Below are 16,181 nucleotides of genomic sequence, written 5' to 3'. Positions count from 1 at the left end.
GTCCCAGCCGGCCCCGCCACCGCCGCCGCCGATGGAAATGGTGCCGTTGCTCGCCGTGCCGCCGTTGCCGCCGTTGCTGTAGTTGGACACGCCCAGGCCGCCGGTGCCGCCGGTGGTGCCGCCGCCGCGGCCGCCCATCTGGACCGCGTCGTAGCCGCCGCCGTAGCCGCCGATGCCGGCGGTGGCGGCCCCGCCGCCCAGCGTACCGACGCCGGGGCCGGCGCTACCGCCATGGCCGCCGCCCTGACCGCCGATGCCACCGCCGCCGCCACCGCCGCCGCCGTAGAACGCGCCCGTGACACCGCCGCCACCACCGCCGCCGGCCGCCGCGTTGCTGGTGACCGAAACGTTGCTGAGGGTCAGCACGCCGGCGTTGAAGATCCCGCCGCCCATGGCGCCGGCCGCGCCGTAGCCGCCGTTGCCGCCGTTGCCCGACACCAGCCCGCGGGTGATCACCAGGCCGTCCAGCGTCACCGTGCTGCCGGAGGCGATTTCCACCACTCGCGTCTTGTACTGGCCGTCGAGCGTCACGTCGGCCACGCCGTCGTTGTTCAGGTCGCCGTCGACGGTGATGTTCTTGTTGATCAGCAGTTCGGAGGTGAGCTGCACGGTCATGCCGGAGCTGAACGTGACGATGTCGCCGTTCTGCGCCGAGGCCAGCGCCGCCCGCAGCGAGCCGACGCCGGTGTTGAGGTTGTTGGTCGCGGTCCAGGTGGCCAGGCCCCACTGGTATTCGCTCATCGACTTGGCCGACAGCACGTTGGCGCTTTCGATGTTGCCGGTGGCGATTTCCAGGTTCCAGTCGCCGCCCACGCCGGTGCGGTTGTTCGAGGCCGCGACGTCGCGCCCGGTCAATTGCGCCAGGGAATCGACGAAGCTCAGACCGCGGTCGCCCTCGGCGGTGTAGCAGCCGTAGATCAGGATGTCGCCGCCGACGTTCATGTCCTTGCCGATTTCCGCCAGCACCGCGCTGCGCTGGGCGACGTTGTCCGCCGACAGGTAGCTGTTGCCCAGCCACAGGTCGCCGGCGTTGCCGTGGGCGATGATCTGCACCGAACTCACGCCGTGGTGCTGGTCGAGGTAGTCGGCGATCTGCTGCAGACCGTCCTTGCCCGCGTCGAGCTTCACCACCTGGGTGCCGGGGGCGATGCCCTGGAGCAGGCTGTCGGCGTCCTTGACCCGGGAGTCGACGAACACCACGCTCTGGCCCGGCACCGCCACTGGGCTGGCGGCGGGCGCGGCATCGGCCTGGCCGTGGGTGTCCTTGCTGGCGACCGGGTGGTCGGCGGCCGGCGCCTTGGCGGCGTCGGCGGCGGGATGGCTGTCAGCCTGGGCGGCGGTGTCGGCGACGGTCGCCGCCACCGCGCCGTCGAACAGCATGCGCGGCTCCAGCGACATGATCATCGGCGCGGCCAGCGTCCGTGCACCCTCGGTTACCCGCGCGTGTTTCTTGCTCCACCACATGTTGCTCACCCGGACTCGAACAGTTGTGACACATCAATGAAAAACGCCGCGATCAACTGATCGCGGCGTCGGACTTCATACGAATGACATTGGCGGCGCTGGCTGAGCCATCGAGCCAAAAGGACAGATCGGCGTATTGGTTGAACAGGTCCGGCGGCAGGATGGTGCGCCGGGACTGCAGGGCGACCCTGGGCTTGACCTTGTGCAGGCCGGACACCCCCAGGGCTTGGTCGAACTCGGGCGCGTCGTAGGCCAGATGCTCGAAATCGTGTTCGAACCACGGCTCGCCGATGAACTCGTAGACCAGCCGCAGCACCCGCTCCGGGGCCTGGGTCAGCAGGTCGTAGTCGATGATCAGCAAGGAATCGGCGTGCTCGCCGTAATAGGCTTCCTTGAGCGCCGCCCAGGCGAACCCCACCAGGCGGTTGCGCTGGGCCAGGGTCTCGCAGCGGCTGTAGACGGTGTTGCGCTCCCCGGCGTCGCCGAACAGCTTGGTGTTCTCGAACGGATTGGCGCGGTACAGCCGCTCCAGGCTGTCCATCACCCAGGCGACGTTGCGCACGCAGGCGATCACCTTGGCGTTGGGGAACAGGTCGTTGATCGCCGGCAGGCGGGCGCTCCACTGGCGGTTGGTGTCGAACACCACCGGTTTGTCGGCCTTGTCGGCGTAGTAGGACTGGAACAGGCCGCGCAGCAAACGGCGGCGCATGTCGGTGTCGATCACCGCGCCGAACTCGCTGCCGGCGCTGCATTGCTCCAGGACACCTGAGAACAGCGCGCCCACCGGGCTGGTCATGCCGGCATGAAAGCGCGGGTTCTGCAGCAGGATCGCAGAAAGAAGGGTCGAACCTGATCGCGGCAAGCCGGAGATAAAGTGGAACTGCTGCATCCCTTCACCAAATGGTTAAGTCCGTTTGTCGGACAGAGCGTAGCCCAACAATAACCTTTCGACTAGTGGTGTTTTGATATCAAATCGAAGCTAAATCGACGTTGACCATCCGTTTCGCGAATGACTGCCCCGGTGAATCGTTTAAGCGCTCATCCTCCCGGTTTGTCGGCACTTGGCCGCACATACAGGCGAGCGTAGGCACCGCCGGCATGCACTTCGCTGACGCGCTGCCATCCGTCGGGCAACGGGCCGAACTCGGCCGGATCGTCGAGCGAGCCGATCAGCCAGACCCGTCGGCTGCCCTCGGGCAGATCGGCGAGGCGATCCAGGTACACGTCGGCGCTCACCAACGTGCCGAAGCCGTAGCTGTTGGGGCGGGTCGGACGACCATCGGCGGCGGGCGGGGTGAACAGCCGCACCTGGGCATCGGTGCGGTTGTAGTAGACGTAACTCAAGTACCAGAGCATGTCGCTGGTGACGATCCGGTCGCCGGCGGCGTAATGCCGGTTGACGTGATCGACCATGACGCTGAACTGGTCATTGGGGTCGACCGTGGCGTTGGCGTTCACGCCGATCATCTCGACCCCGGCGAACGACACCAGCGCCGCCACCGCCAGCACGCGCGCGCCGGCGTACAGCCGGTCGACGGCCACGGCGGCGAGCATCGGCAGGCCCAGCGCATAGGCCGTCAGGTAACGCTCGATGAACATGGGTGAGATGAAGGACACCGCAAACACCAGCAGCAGCGGCACGCCGGTGTAGAGCGCCAGCAGCGCGCTGCCGTGCCCCACGCTGCGGTCACGGGCCACGGCCACCCAGCCCAGCGCCAACACCGCCAGCGGCACCGAGCAGAACACCGGCAGCGGCAGGTGTTCGCCGTCGTCCTGGATCAGCCAGGTCCAGATCATCGACGGCAGCGACGAGAGCGTCACCGGATCCTCCCAGCCCACGTCCCCGCCGGCCTTGAGCGCCTCCAGGTGCTGCAGCAGCCCCAACAGGTTCGGCAGCCACGGCAGGTAGAGCGCGGCGACGGCCAGATTCGCCAGCCACCAGTCCCGCCGCTGGATGTGCCGCAGGCGATGGCCGGGCTGCAAGCGGATCAGCCCCAGGTACAACCAATGGCTCAGGGCCGCCAGCACCGCGAAGTAATGGGTGTAGAGCGCGGCCGTGAGCAGCAGGGCGTAGGCCGCCAGATAGCGGCGCCGCTGAGGGCGCTTGATCCAGCACACCAGCGCCAGCGTGGCGGCCACCAGCAACAGCCCGAGCAGCGCGTACATGCGCACTTCCTGGCTGTAGCGCACCGCCGTCGGCAGCAGCGCCAGCAGCACCCCGGCCATGACCGCCGCGCGGCGGGTGGCCAAGCGGTCCACCAGCCACATGCCGAGCGCGACCGTGGCGATGCCGGGCACGGCGCTGAAACTGCGGATCGCGAAGATCCCGTCGCCGAACAGCGCGATCCAGCCGTGCAGCAGCATGAAGTACAGCGGCGGATGCACGTCGAACGCCGCATGGCGCCAGATGCCGTCCAGCGGATAGGCGGCCAGCAGCAGGCTGGAGCCCTCGTCGCCCCAGACCGCGGCGGCGGTGAGGTCATAGAACCGCACCGCCGCGGCCAGCAGCAGGATCGGCAGCAGCCAATGCTCGCGGGCCCAGCGCAGCAGACGCCGCACGCCGGCATTGGGCGCCGCGAACGGCTCCTGGGCGTCCCCGAACGGTGTTTCACGACGCGCTTCCATCAACCTCCCCTTTTCCCGCCCTAAACCATTCCCCCGGAACGCTCACTGTAGGCCAGCGACACCCCCCATGCGCAATAGCGACGACATCCGGCAGGTCTGCCGATCCGGGTCTACGCTACGGCTTGGCGTGACCTGCCCGCGCAACGGGAAGGAACCGGCGGATCGTCCTGACCTGCCCGGCGAAAAGAGCCGATGCGCGGCGCGCCGACCACACAACAGAAGGATGAGGAATCATGGAAGTATTCATGGGTACGATTCAGCCGTTCGCCTTCCAGTTCGCTCCACGGGACTGGGCCTGGTGCAACGGACAGATTCTCTCGATCGCACAGTACAACGCCTTGTTCGCCTTGCTCGGCACCTATTACGGCGGCAACGGCCAGACCAACTTCGCGCTGCCCAACCTGCAGGGGCGCATGCCCATGTCGCAGGGCAACGGCCTGGGCCTGACGCCGCGCACCATCGGCGAAGTGGCCGGCGTCGAAAGCGTCACCGCCACCATCGCCAATATGCCCAACCACACCCACGCGATGACCGGTCTGACGGCCAACAGCGCCCTGCAGCTGGCCGTGCCGGCCAGCAACCCGGCCACCACCCCGACCGCCACCAACGCCTACCTCGGCGCCTCCGGCGGCGGCCCGGGCTCGGCCAACATCTACTCCGACGCGCAAGGCGCCACGCCGGTACCGCTCAAGGGTCTGACCACCACCGTCACCGGGGACATCTCCCCAGCGGGCGGCAGCCAGCCGATGGGCGTGATGAACCCGTTCCTGGTGGTGAACTTCAGCGTCGCCCTGAACGGCATCTTCCCGTCGCGCAACTGAAAGGACGCCGGGGGCGCAAGCCCCCGGCCGTTTTTCCCGTCACCGGAGCCCAACCATGCTGCAATCAGTCCAGAACCACCATTTCCAGGCCCTGCTGGGGCAGACCGGCACCCTGCACCTGCCGGACGGCTCGGCCCTGGCGATCCACATCCGGCACTACGAGGAAATCCCTTCGGCCAAGCTGCGCCACAGCGAACGCATGCCGTTCAGCCTGGAGTTCGACAGCCTGGAGCCGACCGCCTTCGTCGACGGCCTGTGTGCCCTGGAACTGCCGGAGCTCGGCCGGGTGGACGACATCTTCGTATCACGGGTGCCGCCGATGGGACGGGATCCGCAGTTGGGTTATTTCTGCATTTCCTTCAACTGAAAACCCTTGCAGGAACGGGCTGTAGGACACCAGTCAACGCCCTGTAGTCCCTGCATTTCAACCGGATGAATTGGGAAACGTCCGACATCATTGCGCCGTTCCGCTTGTTACGTTGTTCCGACTCCGCCACAGGACAAGGAACAACGGATGTTCGATGCCAACGCGCGTTTCCGCTTCTCGACCGACGACCTTAAACACGAATTCCGGGTGCTGTCCTTCACCGGCACCGAGTCCGTCAGCCAGCCGTTCGCCTTCGAGATCCGGCTGGTCAGCCCGAGGCCGGACATCGACCTGGCCGATCTCATGCAGCGGCAGGCCTTCCTGGCCTTCGACAATGCCGGATCCGGCCGCCACGGCCAGATCCTGGAGGTCGCCCGCGGCGACATCGGCCACCGGCTGACGCGGTACGACGTGACCCTGGCACCCCGGCTGGCGAACCTGCGCCATCGCGTCAACCAGCGAATCTTCCAGCACCTGAGCGTCCCCCGGATCATCGCGCAGGTGCTCGGGGAGCACGGCATCCACGCCGACCTCCACCACTTCCAAATCGGCCGTGCGCTGCCGGACCGCGAGTACTGCGTGCAGTACAAGGAATCCGACCTGCACTTCATCCAGCGCCTGTGCGAGGAAGACGGCCTGCACTATCACTTTCGCCACACCCGCGACCGGCACCTGCTGGTGTTCGGCGACGACCAGACCGTGTTCCCCAGGCTGGCCGGGCCGACGCCGTTCAAGCGGCCCGCCGCCCTGGTCGCCGACCGGCCGGCGATCCAGCGTTTCGACGACCGGCGCACAACCCGGCCCGACAGCGCCAGCCGTCGCGCCTACGACTTCGAGAAGGCGCACATCGTGCAGGAAGCCGACGCCCGCCTGCCGAAGGGGGGCCGTCAGCCCGGCCTGGAGGATTACCAATACCCCGGCCGCCCTACCGAACGCGACCACGGCAAGCTGCTCGCCCGGAGGGCCCTGGAACGCCACCGCAGCGACGACCGCCCCTGCACCGGAGACAGCGACGAGCCGGCACTGGTGCCGGGGCATTTCCTGTCGCTGTCCGACCACCCTGATCCGGGTCTCAACGACCTTTGGCTGCTGACCGAGATCCGCCACGAAGGCCAGCAGCCCGAGGCGCTGGAGGAATACGGCGGCGACATCGCCGCCCCTGACGCCCCAGGCGCACCCGACGAACTGCGCCAGGGCTACCGCAACCATTTCGTGGCCACGCCGTGGGACACGGTCTACCGCCCGCCGCTGCGCCACCCGAAACCGCTCATCGGCTGCACCCAGACCGCCGTGGTCACAGGTCCCCCAGGCGAGGAAATCCACTGCGACCGCCATGGCCGGGTCAAGGTGCAGTTCTTCTGGGATCGCGAAGGCCGAAAGGACGCCCACAGCAGCTGCTGGCTGCGCACCGCCCAGACCTGGGCCGGCCAGGCACACGGCAGCACAGTCATTCCTAGGGTCGGCATGGAAGTGCTGGTGACGTTCCTCGACGGCGACCCCGATCGCCCGGTGATCAGTGGCTGCCTGACCAACAACCTCAACCCGCCGCCCTACGAGCTGCCGACGCACAAGACCCGCAGCGTGTTCCGTTCCCGCAGCTCTCCGGACAGCGGCGGCTCCAGCGAGCTGATGATCGAGGATCGCGCCGGCCATGAACTGATCCGCCTGCGCGCCCAGCGCGACCTGCACCAGGAGGTGGCCAACGACAGCCGTCTCGACGTCGGCCACGAACGCCGGGAAACCGTCCGGGGCAACAGCATCAGCGTGCTGAAGGCCGAGGAGCACCGCACCGTCACCGGCGACCGCAAGACCCGTCTGGAGGCCGGCGACCACTTGCACGTCAGCGCCGGCAGCCACACCCGGATCGGTGCGTCCATGACGGTCGACGCCGCCGGGCACCTGTGCCTGCGCGCCGGTGAACATCTGGTTCTGGAAGCTCAAAAAAGCATCAGCCTGAGGGTCGGCGGCGAGCACCTGCTGGTCGACCATCGCGGGATCCTGGCCAGCACCGACCTGCAGATCGGCGGCGCACCGGCATCCTTCCTGCACGCGCCGCCGCTGCAGCCCGAGGGCATCGCGGACGCAGCGCCGGCACCGCCGCTGCCGCCGTTGGTGGCGCCTTCGCAACCGGGCCTGATGGCTGCCAGCAAAGCCCTGGGGGCAGACTTCTGCCCGATCTGCGAAGCCTGCCGTGACGGCGCCTGCCCGGTGCCGGGAGCGGCGGTATGACGAACTCCACCGCACTGCCCTGGCTGAACGAACAGCACCGCGCCGACCGCCTCCTGTGCCTGGTCCTCGACTCGCAGAACGAACGCGACATGCGCCAACGCTGGCTCAAGAGCAGCCGCTACGAACAGTTCCGCAGCGTCTACGGCGAAACCGTTGTGGCCGAACTGGCCGACGCCGGCCCCTACGTCTTCACCTTCGAGCGGCCCGACGACCGTCGCCTCGACGCCTTGCTCGACAGGCCCCACACCCATTGGGGCTGGTTGGCCAGCCTGGACCAGGGTGGGCTGCCCGGGTGGGTCAGGCATTGGCAGGAGCGGCTGATCGTCGGCACCCGCCCTCATCAGGCGCTGTACCGCTTCCACGACGCCCGGGTGCTGGCCCGGGCCCTGGCGCACCTGCCCGCCGAGGCCTTGCCGGCGTACCTGGGGCCGGCCATCAGCGTGTGCCATTGGCACGGCTCGCACTGGCAGTCCGTCGACAACCCGGCGCCGGGCACCTACCCCGTGCCGGATTCGCCGCCGTGGCTGCAACTGCCGCTGCCTGATGAGCAGACCCTGGACATCCGCCTGGCCAACGCCCACCGCTTCTTGCTGGCCGGACACGTTCAGGCCTACGCCGACCTGGCCCGCTCGGAGGATCCGCACACCTGGCTGCGCGCACGGCTGGCGCTGGCCGACGCCTGGGGCTGGACGGCCCCGCAGCGGCTGGAGGTTCTCCTGCTGCAAAGCCTGCAGGCCCCGGCCCACGAACTCGCGCCGCATTGGCGACCGGGGCCGGACGAGTCCCCGGACGAGCATTTCGAGCGGGTCTGTCAGTTGTCGAGACATTGGCAAGGGAAGGACGCGCGATGAGGCTTTGGATCAGCGGTGCCTGGCTGTACGGCAGCTTGGCGATGCTCATGGGGTGCGCGGCGGGGGAACCCAACACCTTCACGTTCACCGCCGACCTGCCGCCGGGGTTTGCCTATGTGGCGGCGGTTCATTACGTCCCTGAAAAAGGCCAGACCTGCACCGTCGAAAGGCGTGACAACCTGGCGCCGGTGTTCAACAGCCAGTGGCGGACGGACTACCGGCCCGATGCTGAAATCACTGTTCGCAAGACCGTCAAGGGCTGCCCGTTGGTGGTCAGGAAAATCGCCCTGCAAATCTATGCGAAGTATGGCAAGGAGCGCGGTGATTTCAGCCGTGACGAAGGCATGGTCATCATTCGTGACGTGCTGGAGGAGCGCTACAAGAACACCTTCAACCCAAAGGGTGAAAGCTTCATCTACAGCCAGTGCGAATGGTGGTTTCGCACCGCAGGCGCAAGCCGGCGCATCGTGAAAATCCTTGATTGCACGACATCCGACGATCAAGGCGCCCGCAAACAGGGCAAGACCTTCTCCGCCTATACCCTCGACCAATTGCCGGGTAAGACCGTGAAGTTGAAGGTCAAGTTGGCGAAGGAGGAAAAACCGGGTTGGGGAGACACTTGGGTGAAAGTGCCCAACGGCTGGAAGCGTTGCCTCGGTGACGGTTACGAAGATCAAGAGGCTTACTGCCATGGCAACTACACCGACTTCAGCATTTTTAGAATGCCGGATGGTCGCGTTTGCACCATTTATCCGGGCTGCACGGAATAAGGAGGTTCAACATGACATCACTTGAGATGAATTTGGAACATCCCTTGAGCAACCGTATGCTGGCTTGTCCAACTGGGGGTAAATGGATCAGCTTTCAATTGATCGATGAGTTCTGCTCGAGCGAGCCTTATGCCGGACTGGCCTATATCGCTACTGACTCAGAAGGAATGAGATATGCAGGTAACTTAGACGCAAAAGGCATCGGCAAACTAGAGAACCATTTTGCCGGGCCTGTTTCATTGTTATTTGAACAAGCCTACGAGGGAAAGGAGGCGGTCTACTTGAGACTCAAGGAAAGGCCGCATTACCCACTCAAGATTACTGAACTCCAGGTTCGCGCCGAGAAGACCCGCTACCTGAACCCGGACTCCACCCGCACACGCGAACGGCCCGCATTGGCCGACGGCGTCGATTACTTTCAGGTAGAAGTCCGGCATCTGGTCAGACACGTTTCGCACCTGCCGCCGGAGGTGTTCCGCCATTTCCCCCTCGACTCGGGGTGCGCGGCCATCATGCTTGAGCACGGCAAACTAGGGGCCGCCCTGATGCCGAACCGGCACACGGTGCTTGAAGTGCGTCCGCTGAGGGCATTGCGCCCCCTGTTGTCCACAGACACGTCGTTCTGTGCGCTCAACCTTTACCAGCTCGCATTGATGGCGACCTTGAGCTACAGCCCTTTCGGCCAACAACCCGCGATACCTTCCGCCGAGACACAAACCCTGAAGTTCTCGCTTCAGCCCAGCGTCGGCAACTGGTTCGGCGATGCACTGGCCAAGTGCGAAGAACTCTGGAAAGTCGATAGCGCACAGACCAAAGCCTTTTACCCGCTCTACGAAGATGTGCCGTATTCCAGACGGCTGGAAATCATACCGTTCGACCCGATCCTTTACGCCGAGAACCGACCGACACCGGAAGGCGAACTGGAACACCCGGCCAGCGTTCACTTTCTAGATGATGTCGGTGACAAAGACAGCACCGACACCCAAGCCTTCATCACCCACAACGACGAACTGATACTGATCGCCGTGCGCGGCACCGCCGAGAAAATCCCCGACGGCTTGCGTGACGCAGATGCGCTGCAAGTGCCGTTTGAGGAAGGCGAAGGGCAAGTCCATCGGGGGTTCTACCAAGCCGCCCAGAAAGCCTATGACTTCGTGGTGGCGTACCTCGAGAAATTCCACGTCGGCCAAAAACTCCTCATCTGCGGCCACAGCCTTGGTGGCGCGATCACCCTGCTCTTGTCTGAAATGCTCCGTCGAAGGGCCGGATTCAACTACGACATCCAGCTCTACACCTACGGCGCCCCCCGCGCCGGCGACCGCCGTTTCGTCGAGGCCGCGGGCGAGCTGGTGCATTACCGCATGGTCAACCACAACGACCCGGTGCCCAGCGTGCCCGGCAGTTGGATGAACACCAAGGCCGATATCTACGGCGCGGGGGCGGCGCTGACGTTCGTCAATGTGCCCGTCGGCCTGTCGCTGTTCGTCGCCGGCATCACCAACTGGACGGGCGAAGCCTACGGCCACCACGGTGCCCTGCGCCACGCCATGCCGGTGGAGTTCGGGCAGGGGCAGGTGTCGTCGATCCTGTGGGCGCCGGGTTGCGACACCATCACCCAGCACGCGGCCTGCGAAGTGGCGGTGCGCCAGCGCCACGGCCTGCCGGATCGGCCGTCGTTGCTCAAGCAACTGCTCGACGGCGGGCACCATTCGATGACCGGAGCGTACATCCCCGCGTGCTGGGCGGCCTTGCGGCGTTGGCAGGAGGCGCAGGAAGCGGGGCGTTCGCTGGTCACCGACCGCGAGTTCGAACACGTCGAATCGGCGCTCCAGCGCATCACCGGGCAGTTGCGCAAGCGGCGCAATGAACTGACGGGGCGGCCGGACAACGCCGTGCGCGCCCACCAGAAGCAGATCGATGCGCTCAGCCGTGAAGTCGACCGGGTGGACAGCACCCGTCAGCGCCTCGCGACCCTGCGCCACCGCCGGGTCAAGGCCGAAGACGTCTACGGCTCCCTCGCCGGGCAACCGCAGCGGCTGGCCGAGAGCCTGCCGCGCTGGCTGGACCATCCGCAGAATCTTGCGCAGGAACAGCTGGCCATGGCGCCGGACAGCCTGGCGGACGACCCGCTGCTGGCCACGCTGTCGGGCCGCACCATCGGCGCGCCCTACACCCTCGACCTCGATTCGATCATTTAGCCGCCGGCAAGCTCAGCCCTGGGGATACCACACCAGCCGCTCCGCCGTCGGCGAGCGCTCCTCCACGGAAAACCCGAGCGCCAGGTAGTGCTGGCGCGCATGGGGGTTGTTGGCCCACACCACCGTCGCCACCGGGCAGCGGATCTGCTGCGCGGCCTTCTGCACCCCTTGCAGCACGGCGCGGCCGTAGCCTTGGCCGCGGGCCTGAGGGATGAAGGCCAGGTACAGCACGCGGACTTCGTTGGCGCCGAAATCGGTGCTCAACGAGCCGATGGCCGTGCCGAGCTTTTCGACCACGTAATGCATGGCATTGGGGTAGTGTTCACCCATGCCCAGTTCCTGCGCCTGGAACTGCTGGCCGACGATCTGCTGGACGAACTCCTGCTCGCCGTCGATCCATTGCAGGTCCGGCCGCGCCGACTGGTAAAGGCTGTGCAGGAACGGCCCGTCGGTGGGCCGCGAAGGCCGCACCACCAGACCGTCCGCCGCGACATTCGTGTTGTCCGCCATCGTCATGCCCTCCTAGAAACCGCTTTCCCTGACGCCCAGCGCCGCCAACCGGCGCCAGGCCACCCCCAGCAGCGACTCGCCGCTGCCCTGCAGCACCACCACGCCGCGCAGGGGCTGCGCCGGCATCGGCAGCCGATCCAACGCCTCCAGGCGCGCGCCGTACTGCGCCTGCACCGGTTCGGCCCGCTGCTGCACGTCACGGCGCACTGCGATCGGCCCATGGTGGTCAGACGTCAGCGCCTCCTGATCGACGTAGGCCACGCCGTTGGTGTCGATTTCGTCCAGCCGCACGGCGAGGGCCGGGTGCATCGGATCGTCGGCGATGAACCGCCCGGTGGCGCCGGGCTTGACCCGCCACAGCTCGGCCTCCGCCAGATAGCCACGCAGGCGCGTGCCGTCCTCGACCACCCGGGCCAGCGCGTCCTTGGTGGACAACCAGCGGCCGGGCGCCAGGTTCGACAGCAGGTCGCGCACGGTGCCGGCATGGGGCGCGCGCAGCAGCAGGCGCTCGCGCTGGGCGCTCAAGCCGCGGTAGTCCGCCACGGCCTCGGCCAGCCGCTGCTCGACGATGCCGGCGTCGGCGGCGGTTTCGCTGCGCCCGGCCTGACGGCGCATGAGCAATTGCTGGATCTGGATTTCCTTGCGCACGATGGCCTGGCGCGAATCCAGGTCCGACGACTCCAGTTCGATCAGCACATCGCCCTGGGCCACCTGTTGCCCGTCCCGCACGTTCACCGTCTTGACCCGCGCCGCCACCGGCGCATGCAAGGCGCTGGCGCGGCCGCCCTCCAGCATCACCGGCAGTTCCACGGCGCTGCGCCACGGCACGGTCAGCAGCAGCAACAGCCCGAGCACCGCCAGGCCGCTGAGCAGCACCCGCGGGGCATGGGCCTGTTCGCGGCGGCTCCACCACTGGCGCCACTCACGCATGATCGGCAAGAAGATGAACCACACCAGTTCCACCAGCATCAGGAAGATCCCCAACACCTTGAAGAACAGGTGATAGACCGCCAGCGCGATCCCGAAAAACAACGCCGCACGCCATAGCCACGAACCGTACCCCCAGATCAGCAAACGCCGCTGCATCGCCGGCGACCAAGGCTCAGGCGCCGGGGCGCCGTAGCCGAAAAGAAACTCGCGCAGGCGCCAGCGGCACAGGGCAAACGCCCGGCCCTGCAGGTTGTCCACCTCCCACAGGTCGCTGAGCAGAAAGTAGCCGTCAAAGCGCATGAACGGGTTGAGGTTGACCACCAGGGTGGTGATCCACGTCGCGCTGGCCAGCATGAACGCCGCCGTGCGGCCCGGCCCGTCGGGCAACAGCGACCAGGCCAGCAACGCCAGGCAGGCCAGCAGCAGTTCCGCCAGCACCCCGCCGGCACCGATCAGCAGCCGCGCGCGCCGGTCGTTGACCCGCCAGGCGTCGCTGACATCGGTGTAGAACATCGGCAGCAGCACCATGAACGCCACGCCCATGCTCTGCACCCGGCAGCCCGCACGCTTGGCCATGAACGCATGGCCGAACTCGTGGCAGAGCTTGGCGAAGAACAGCGACACGCCGAACGCGATCGCCCCGCCCAAGCTGAACAGGTGCGGGAACGTCCCGACGAAACGCTGCCAGTCCCGCGACACCAGAAACACCCCGAGCCCCAGCGACGCCGGCAGGCCATAGCGCAGAAGCCTGGGGCCGAAACGCTCAAGCCACGGCCAGGCGCGGTTGAGGAACGCGTCCGGGCGCCACAGCGGAATGCGAAAGAACAGGTATTGGTGAAGCAGGATCTGCCACAGGCTCTGGCGTCGCGCCAAGGCCTTGAGCCGATAGCTGACGCGCTGCTGATCGTCGACGGCGCTGATCAGGTCGTGGCTGCGCAGGAACGTCAGCAATTGCTCAAGCTCGGCGCCGTCCAGGGCCAGGCCCGGCTCACGGTTGGCCGCGCGCAGCACTTGCTCGGCGTCGCCCAGCGCCCAGTGGCGCAGCAGGCGCATCGCCGCCCCGCCGAGCTTGAAGTAGCGACCGCTCACCGGATCCGCCAATGTCCAGCGCGGCGAACCGTCCAGGGCCGGCGCCGCGGGCGACAGTTGCAGGTCGGCGCGCAGGCTCGGCAGGATCATTTACAGGCCCACGCTCTGGCGCAGGCCCGCCAACGGCCGGCGCAGCAGGTACAGCGCCAGCGGCGCACGGTCGCCGAAAATCTTCGCCGTGCCGCGCAAGCCGATCCGCGGCGGCGCCTCGGTGAAGCCGGCGTCCAGCCGATAGGCCAGTTGGCCACCGGCGGTGGGCTGCGCCTCGTAGGCCGAGCGTTCGAGGGTGGCGAGGTGACGTTGCAGCGGGTCGCTGTCGAGAAACAGCGAAATCTGCGCGCCGGGCTCCAGCGCGATGGCGTCGCCCACCGCCAGCTCGATGCGCAGCTCGGCCTGGCTCGGGTCGGCGATCTCCATCAGCCGTTCGCCGGTCTGCACCGGTTTGCCGGTCCAGCGTTCGGCGTCGGCGAACACGGCGATGCCGTCACGCTCGGCACGCACTTCGCTGCGGTTGAGCAGTTCGCGGGCGTAATCGCGCTCGGCGCGCTTCTGCTCGACCCGGGCGGCCAGCAGATCCACCCGGGAACTGGACTCGGCATCGGCGAACGAGCGCTGGGAATTGGATTTGAGCTCGGCTTCAGCGACGCCCAGGGCACGCTCGGCGACGTCGGCCTGGGCCTTGAGGGTCGTGCTGTCGAAGCGCAGCAGCAGGTCGCCGGCCTTCACGTTCTGGTTGGGCTTGACCCGGAATTCGGCGATCACCCCGTCCAGCGGTGCGGCGACCACGCGGCCGCCTAACGGCACCACCTCGGCCGGCGCCAGCACCGACTGGCGCACCGGCACCAACAGGCCGAGCAGCACCACCGCCGCCAATGCCGCCTGGCGCTTGCGCGTCCAGCGCAACCGCCACGGCTTGCGCGGCTGCAAGGCCAGCCAGGCATGGCTGCAGGTGTCGCCCAGCTGCGACAGCAGGACTTGTTCGGAGGGGTTCCACGGCACGTCCCGGGCCAGCCATAAACCGCCGAACACCTCGCCGTGACGGTCGATCAGCGGCAGCCAGAACACCTGCAGCGCCGACAGGCTCTGCCAGTCGGCCCGGATCGGCTCACTGACCATCGACGGCGCAATCACCCGTGCCTGCTTCAGCACATCCTGCTTGAACAGCTGCGCCACCGCCTGCTCGACGAACGCCACGAACGGCGCGTTCGGCTCCACCGCACTGACCCCGGTGACGGCCTGCACCTTGCCGGCAATCAACAGTGTCGCGTGGCGATAGCCGAACAGCGACTGCCCGTCATTGACCAGGCTGTAGGCCAGTTGAGGAACGTCGCGGGCCGCGCGGATCTGCCGTTCGAGGTCAAGGAAGCGGGCGAACACCTGCTCGGCGCCGCCCCCCGCCGGGGCGTTCAATTGAGCTCCGCAAAGCGTGCGGTGCCGCTCATGCCGGCGAGCAGGCCGGTGGCGTTCGGCAGCGTGGCCACCAGCAGCAGGGTCTGGCTGCCTTCATCGATTCGCGCGCCAAGGCGCTTGACCGTGGCATCGATCGGCTTGCCGGTCTCATCGGGGACGAAGCTGAAGGTCTGGCCGGGCTTGAGCCGCGCCATCCAGCGCGACGGCACCAGCAGGTGGATCTCCAGGGTGCGGTTGTCGACCACGTCCAGAAGCGGCGCACCCGCCGGCACGCTCTCATAGCGCTGCACCTTGCGCTCCACCACTTGCCCGTCGAACGGCGCGATCACGCTGCAGCGCTTGACCTGCACCTGATACACCTGGGATTGCGCCTGGGTCTCGCTGACCTTGGCCTCGGCCCGCGCCACCTCGAACCGCCCGACGGAGTTGAGCGCCGCCAGTTGCCGGTTGTGCGCCAGCTCCTCGCCGGCGCCGCGGCTGGCGGCCTGCGCCGCGTTGAGCTGGGCCTGATAGGCCGAACAGTCGAACCGCGCCAGGGTGTCGCCCTTCTTGAACGACTCGCCCTCGCTGAACGGCAGCTCGACGATGCGCCCGGACAGCTCGCTGGCCAGCACCGCCTGATCGCGGGCGCGCAGCACGCCGCGGGCCTCGCTGCCACTGGCGGCAGCTTGGGCGGCCACACCGTTTTCCAGCAGCGGATCGTCTGGCACGGGGGGTTGCGCCTGAACTGCACTCGCTGCAAGGGACATTCCGAGAACCCAACCACGAAAACGCTGCATGACCGCTACTCCCTGTCGGATGTGCGGAGTCTACGACAGCGGGGTTTAGCGTCAAGCGAAAGGCCACCATTGCGACGAAGACTGGCGTAATCCCATGAAACAGACTATGGTCGAGCCATCGAAAATATAACCTTTATG

Annotated in this window: 13 protein-coding genes; 6 read left to right on the top strand and 7 right to left on the bottom strand. The window is 67.0% G+C overall.

Features of this window, described 5'->3' with window-relative positions; all coding sequences use genetic code 11:
• The 3 genes from CAG33_RS26635 to CAG33_RS26625 form a co-directional block, all read right to left on the bottom strand.
• The coding region (locus CAG33_RS26635; RefSeq protein WP_139835920.1) for a DUF4347 domain-containing protein at positions 1–1,464 on the bottom strand (1,464 nt) is incomplete at its 3' end.
• A 52-nt stretch (positions 1,465–1,516) separates the two neighbouring features.
• Positions 1,517–2,353, bottom strand: coding sequence for a sulfotransferase (locus tag CAG33_RS26630; protein WP_085582147.1), 837 nt, complete (start codon positions 2,351–2,353; stop codon positions 1,517–1,519).
• A gap of 149 nt (positions 2,354–2,502) precedes the next feature.
• On the bottom strand, positions 2,503–4,089 hold the full coding sequence (locus CAG33_RS26625) for a glycosyltransferase family 39 protein (RefSeq protein ID WP_085641144.1): 1,587 nt from the start codon (positions 4,087–4,089) through the stop codon (positions 2,503–2,505).
• Positions 4,090–4,322: 233 nt separating this feature from the next.
• Here CAG33_RS26625 and CAG33_RS26620 point away from each other — a divergent pair, with 233 nt between their 5' ends.
• The 6 genes from CAG33_RS26620 (at position 4,323) to CAG33_RS26595 (ending at position 11,325) form a co-directional block, all read left to right on the top strand.
• Positions 4,323–4,910 carry a phage tail protein gene (locus CAG33_RS26620; RefSeq protein ID WP_085582151.1) on the top strand — a complete coding sequence of 196 codons (588 nt, stop codon included), beginning with the start codon at positions 4,323–4,325 and terminating at the stop codon, positions 4,908–4,910.
• Between the two features lie 55 nt (positions 4,911–4,965).
• A complete protein-coding gene (locus CAG33_RS26615; RefSeq protein ID WP_085582153.1) occupies positions 4,966–5,277 on the top strand; it encodes a hypothetical protein in 312 nt (103 codons plus the stop codon).
• 147 nt (positions 5,278–5,424) lie between these two features.
• Positions 5,425–7,506, top strand: coding sequence for a type VI secretion system tip protein VgrG (locus tag CAG33_RS26610; RefSeq protein WP_085641142.1), 2,082 nt, complete (start codon positions 5,425–5,427; stop codon positions 7,504–7,506).
• A complete protein-coding gene (locus CAG33_RS26605) occupies positions 7,503–8,357 on the top strand; it encodes a DUF4123 domain-containing protein (protein WP_085641140.1) in 855 nt (284 codons plus the stop codon). Before CAG33_RS26610 ends, CAG33_RS26605 begins: the two co-directional genes overlap by 4 nt.
• The gene (locus tag CAG33_RS26600; RefSeq protein ID WP_085631815.1) at positions 8,354–9,127 is read left to right on the top strand and encodes a hypothetical protein; all 774 of its coding nucleotides are present in this window, start codon (positions 8,354–8,356) and stop codon (positions 9,125–9,127) included. The genes CAG33_RS26605 and CAG33_RS26600 overlap by 4 nt, the downstream gene beginning before the upstream one ends.
• Positions 9,128–9,138: 11 nt before the next feature.
• Positions 9,139–11,325, top strand: a complete 2,187-nt coding sequence (locus CAG33_RS26595; protein ID WP_085641138.1) for a lipase family protein — start codon at positions 9,139–9,141, stop codon at positions 11,323–11,325.
• A gap of 12 nt (positions 11,326–11,337) precedes the next feature.
• Here the strand turns inward: CAG33_RS26595 and CAG33_RS26590 are convergent, their stop codons facing one another.
• From CAG33_RS26590 to CAG33_RS26575, 4 genes are read right to left on the bottom strand one after another with little or no spacing between them, the layout of a single operon-like run.
• A complete protein-coding gene (locus tag CAG33_RS26590; RefSeq protein ID WP_085582163.1) occupies positions 11,338–11,835 on the bottom strand; it encodes a GNAT family N-acetyltransferase in 498 nt (165 codons plus the stop codon).
• Between the two features lie 12 nt (positions 11,836–11,847).
• Positions 11,848–13,944, bottom strand: coding sequence for a biotin/lipoyl-binding protein (locus CAG33_RS26585; protein WP_085641136.1), 2,097 nt, complete (start codon positions 13,942–13,944; stop codon positions 11,848–11,850).
• Complete coding sequence (locus CAG33_RS26580) at positions 13,945–15,264, bottom strand: efflux RND transporter periplasmic adaptor subunit (RefSeq protein ID WP_085641134.1); 1,320 nt, start codon at positions 15,262–15,264, stop codon at positions 13,945–13,947.
• On the bottom strand, positions 15,261–16,043 hold the full coding sequence (locus CAG33_RS26575) for an efflux RND transporter periplasmic adaptor subunit (protein WP_085582169.1): 783 nt from the start codon (positions 16,041–16,043) through the stop codon (positions 15,261–15,263). Before CAG33_RS26575 ends, CAG33_RS26580 begins: the two co-directional genes overlap by 4 nt.
• Positions 16,044–16,181 lie beyond the last annotated feature (138 nt).

Source organism: Pseudomonas sp. B3(2017), assembly GCF_002113595.1.
GTDB classification, from domain to species: domain Bacteria; phylum Pseudomonadota; class Gammaproteobacteria; order Pseudomonadales; family Pseudomonadaceae; genus Aquipseudomonas; species Aquipseudomonas ekonensis.
This window is presented reverse-complemented; position numbering and strand designations above follow the sequence as displayed.

Bases quoted from the DNA above. Each gene is read 5' to 3' on its own strand.
- CAG33_RS26630 (WP_085582147.1), bottom strand. From the start codon at position 2,353: ATGCAGCAGTTCCACTTTATCTCCGGCTTGCCGCGATCAGGTTCGACC.
- CAG33_RS26625 (WP_085641144.1), bottom strand. From the start codon at position 4,089: ATGGAAGCGCGTCGTGAAACACCGTTCGGGGACGCCCAGGAGCCGTTC.
- CAG33_RS26620 (WP_085582151.1), top strand. From the start codon at position 4,323: ATGGAAGTATTCATGGGTACGATTCAGCCGTTCGCCTTCCAGTTCGCT.
- CAG33_RS26615 (WP_085582153.1), top strand. From the start codon at position 4,966: ATGCTGCAATCAGTCCAGAACCACCATTTCCAGGCCCTGCTGGGGCAG.
- CAG33_RS26610 (WP_085641142.1), top strand. From the start codon at position 5,425: ATGTTCGATGCCAACGCGCGTTTCCGCTTCTCGACCGACGACCTTAAA.
- CAG33_RS26605 (WP_085641140.1), top strand. From the start codon at position 7,503: ATGACGAACTCCACCGCACTGCCCTGGCTGAACGAACAGCACCGCGCC.
- CAG33_RS26600 (WP_085631815.1), top strand. From the start codon at position 8,354: ATGAGGCTTTGGATCAGCGGTGCCTGGCTGTACGGCAGCTTGGCGATG.
- CAG33_RS26595 (WP_085641138.1), top strand. From the start codon at position 9,139: ATGACATCACTTGAGATGAATTTGGAACATCCCTTGAGCAACCGTATG.
- CAG33_RS26590 (WP_085582163.1), bottom strand. From the start codon at position 11,835: ATGGCGGACAACACGAATGTCGCGGCGGACGGTCTGGTGGTGCGGCCT.
- CAG33_RS26585 (WP_085641136.1), bottom strand. From the start codon at position 13,944: ATGATCCTGCCGAGCCTGCGCGCCGACCTGCAACTGTCGCCCGCGGCG.
- CAG33_RS26575 (WP_085582169.1), bottom strand. From the start codon at position 16,043: ATGCAGCGTTTTCGTGGTTGGGTTCTCGGAATGTCCCTTGCAGCGAGT.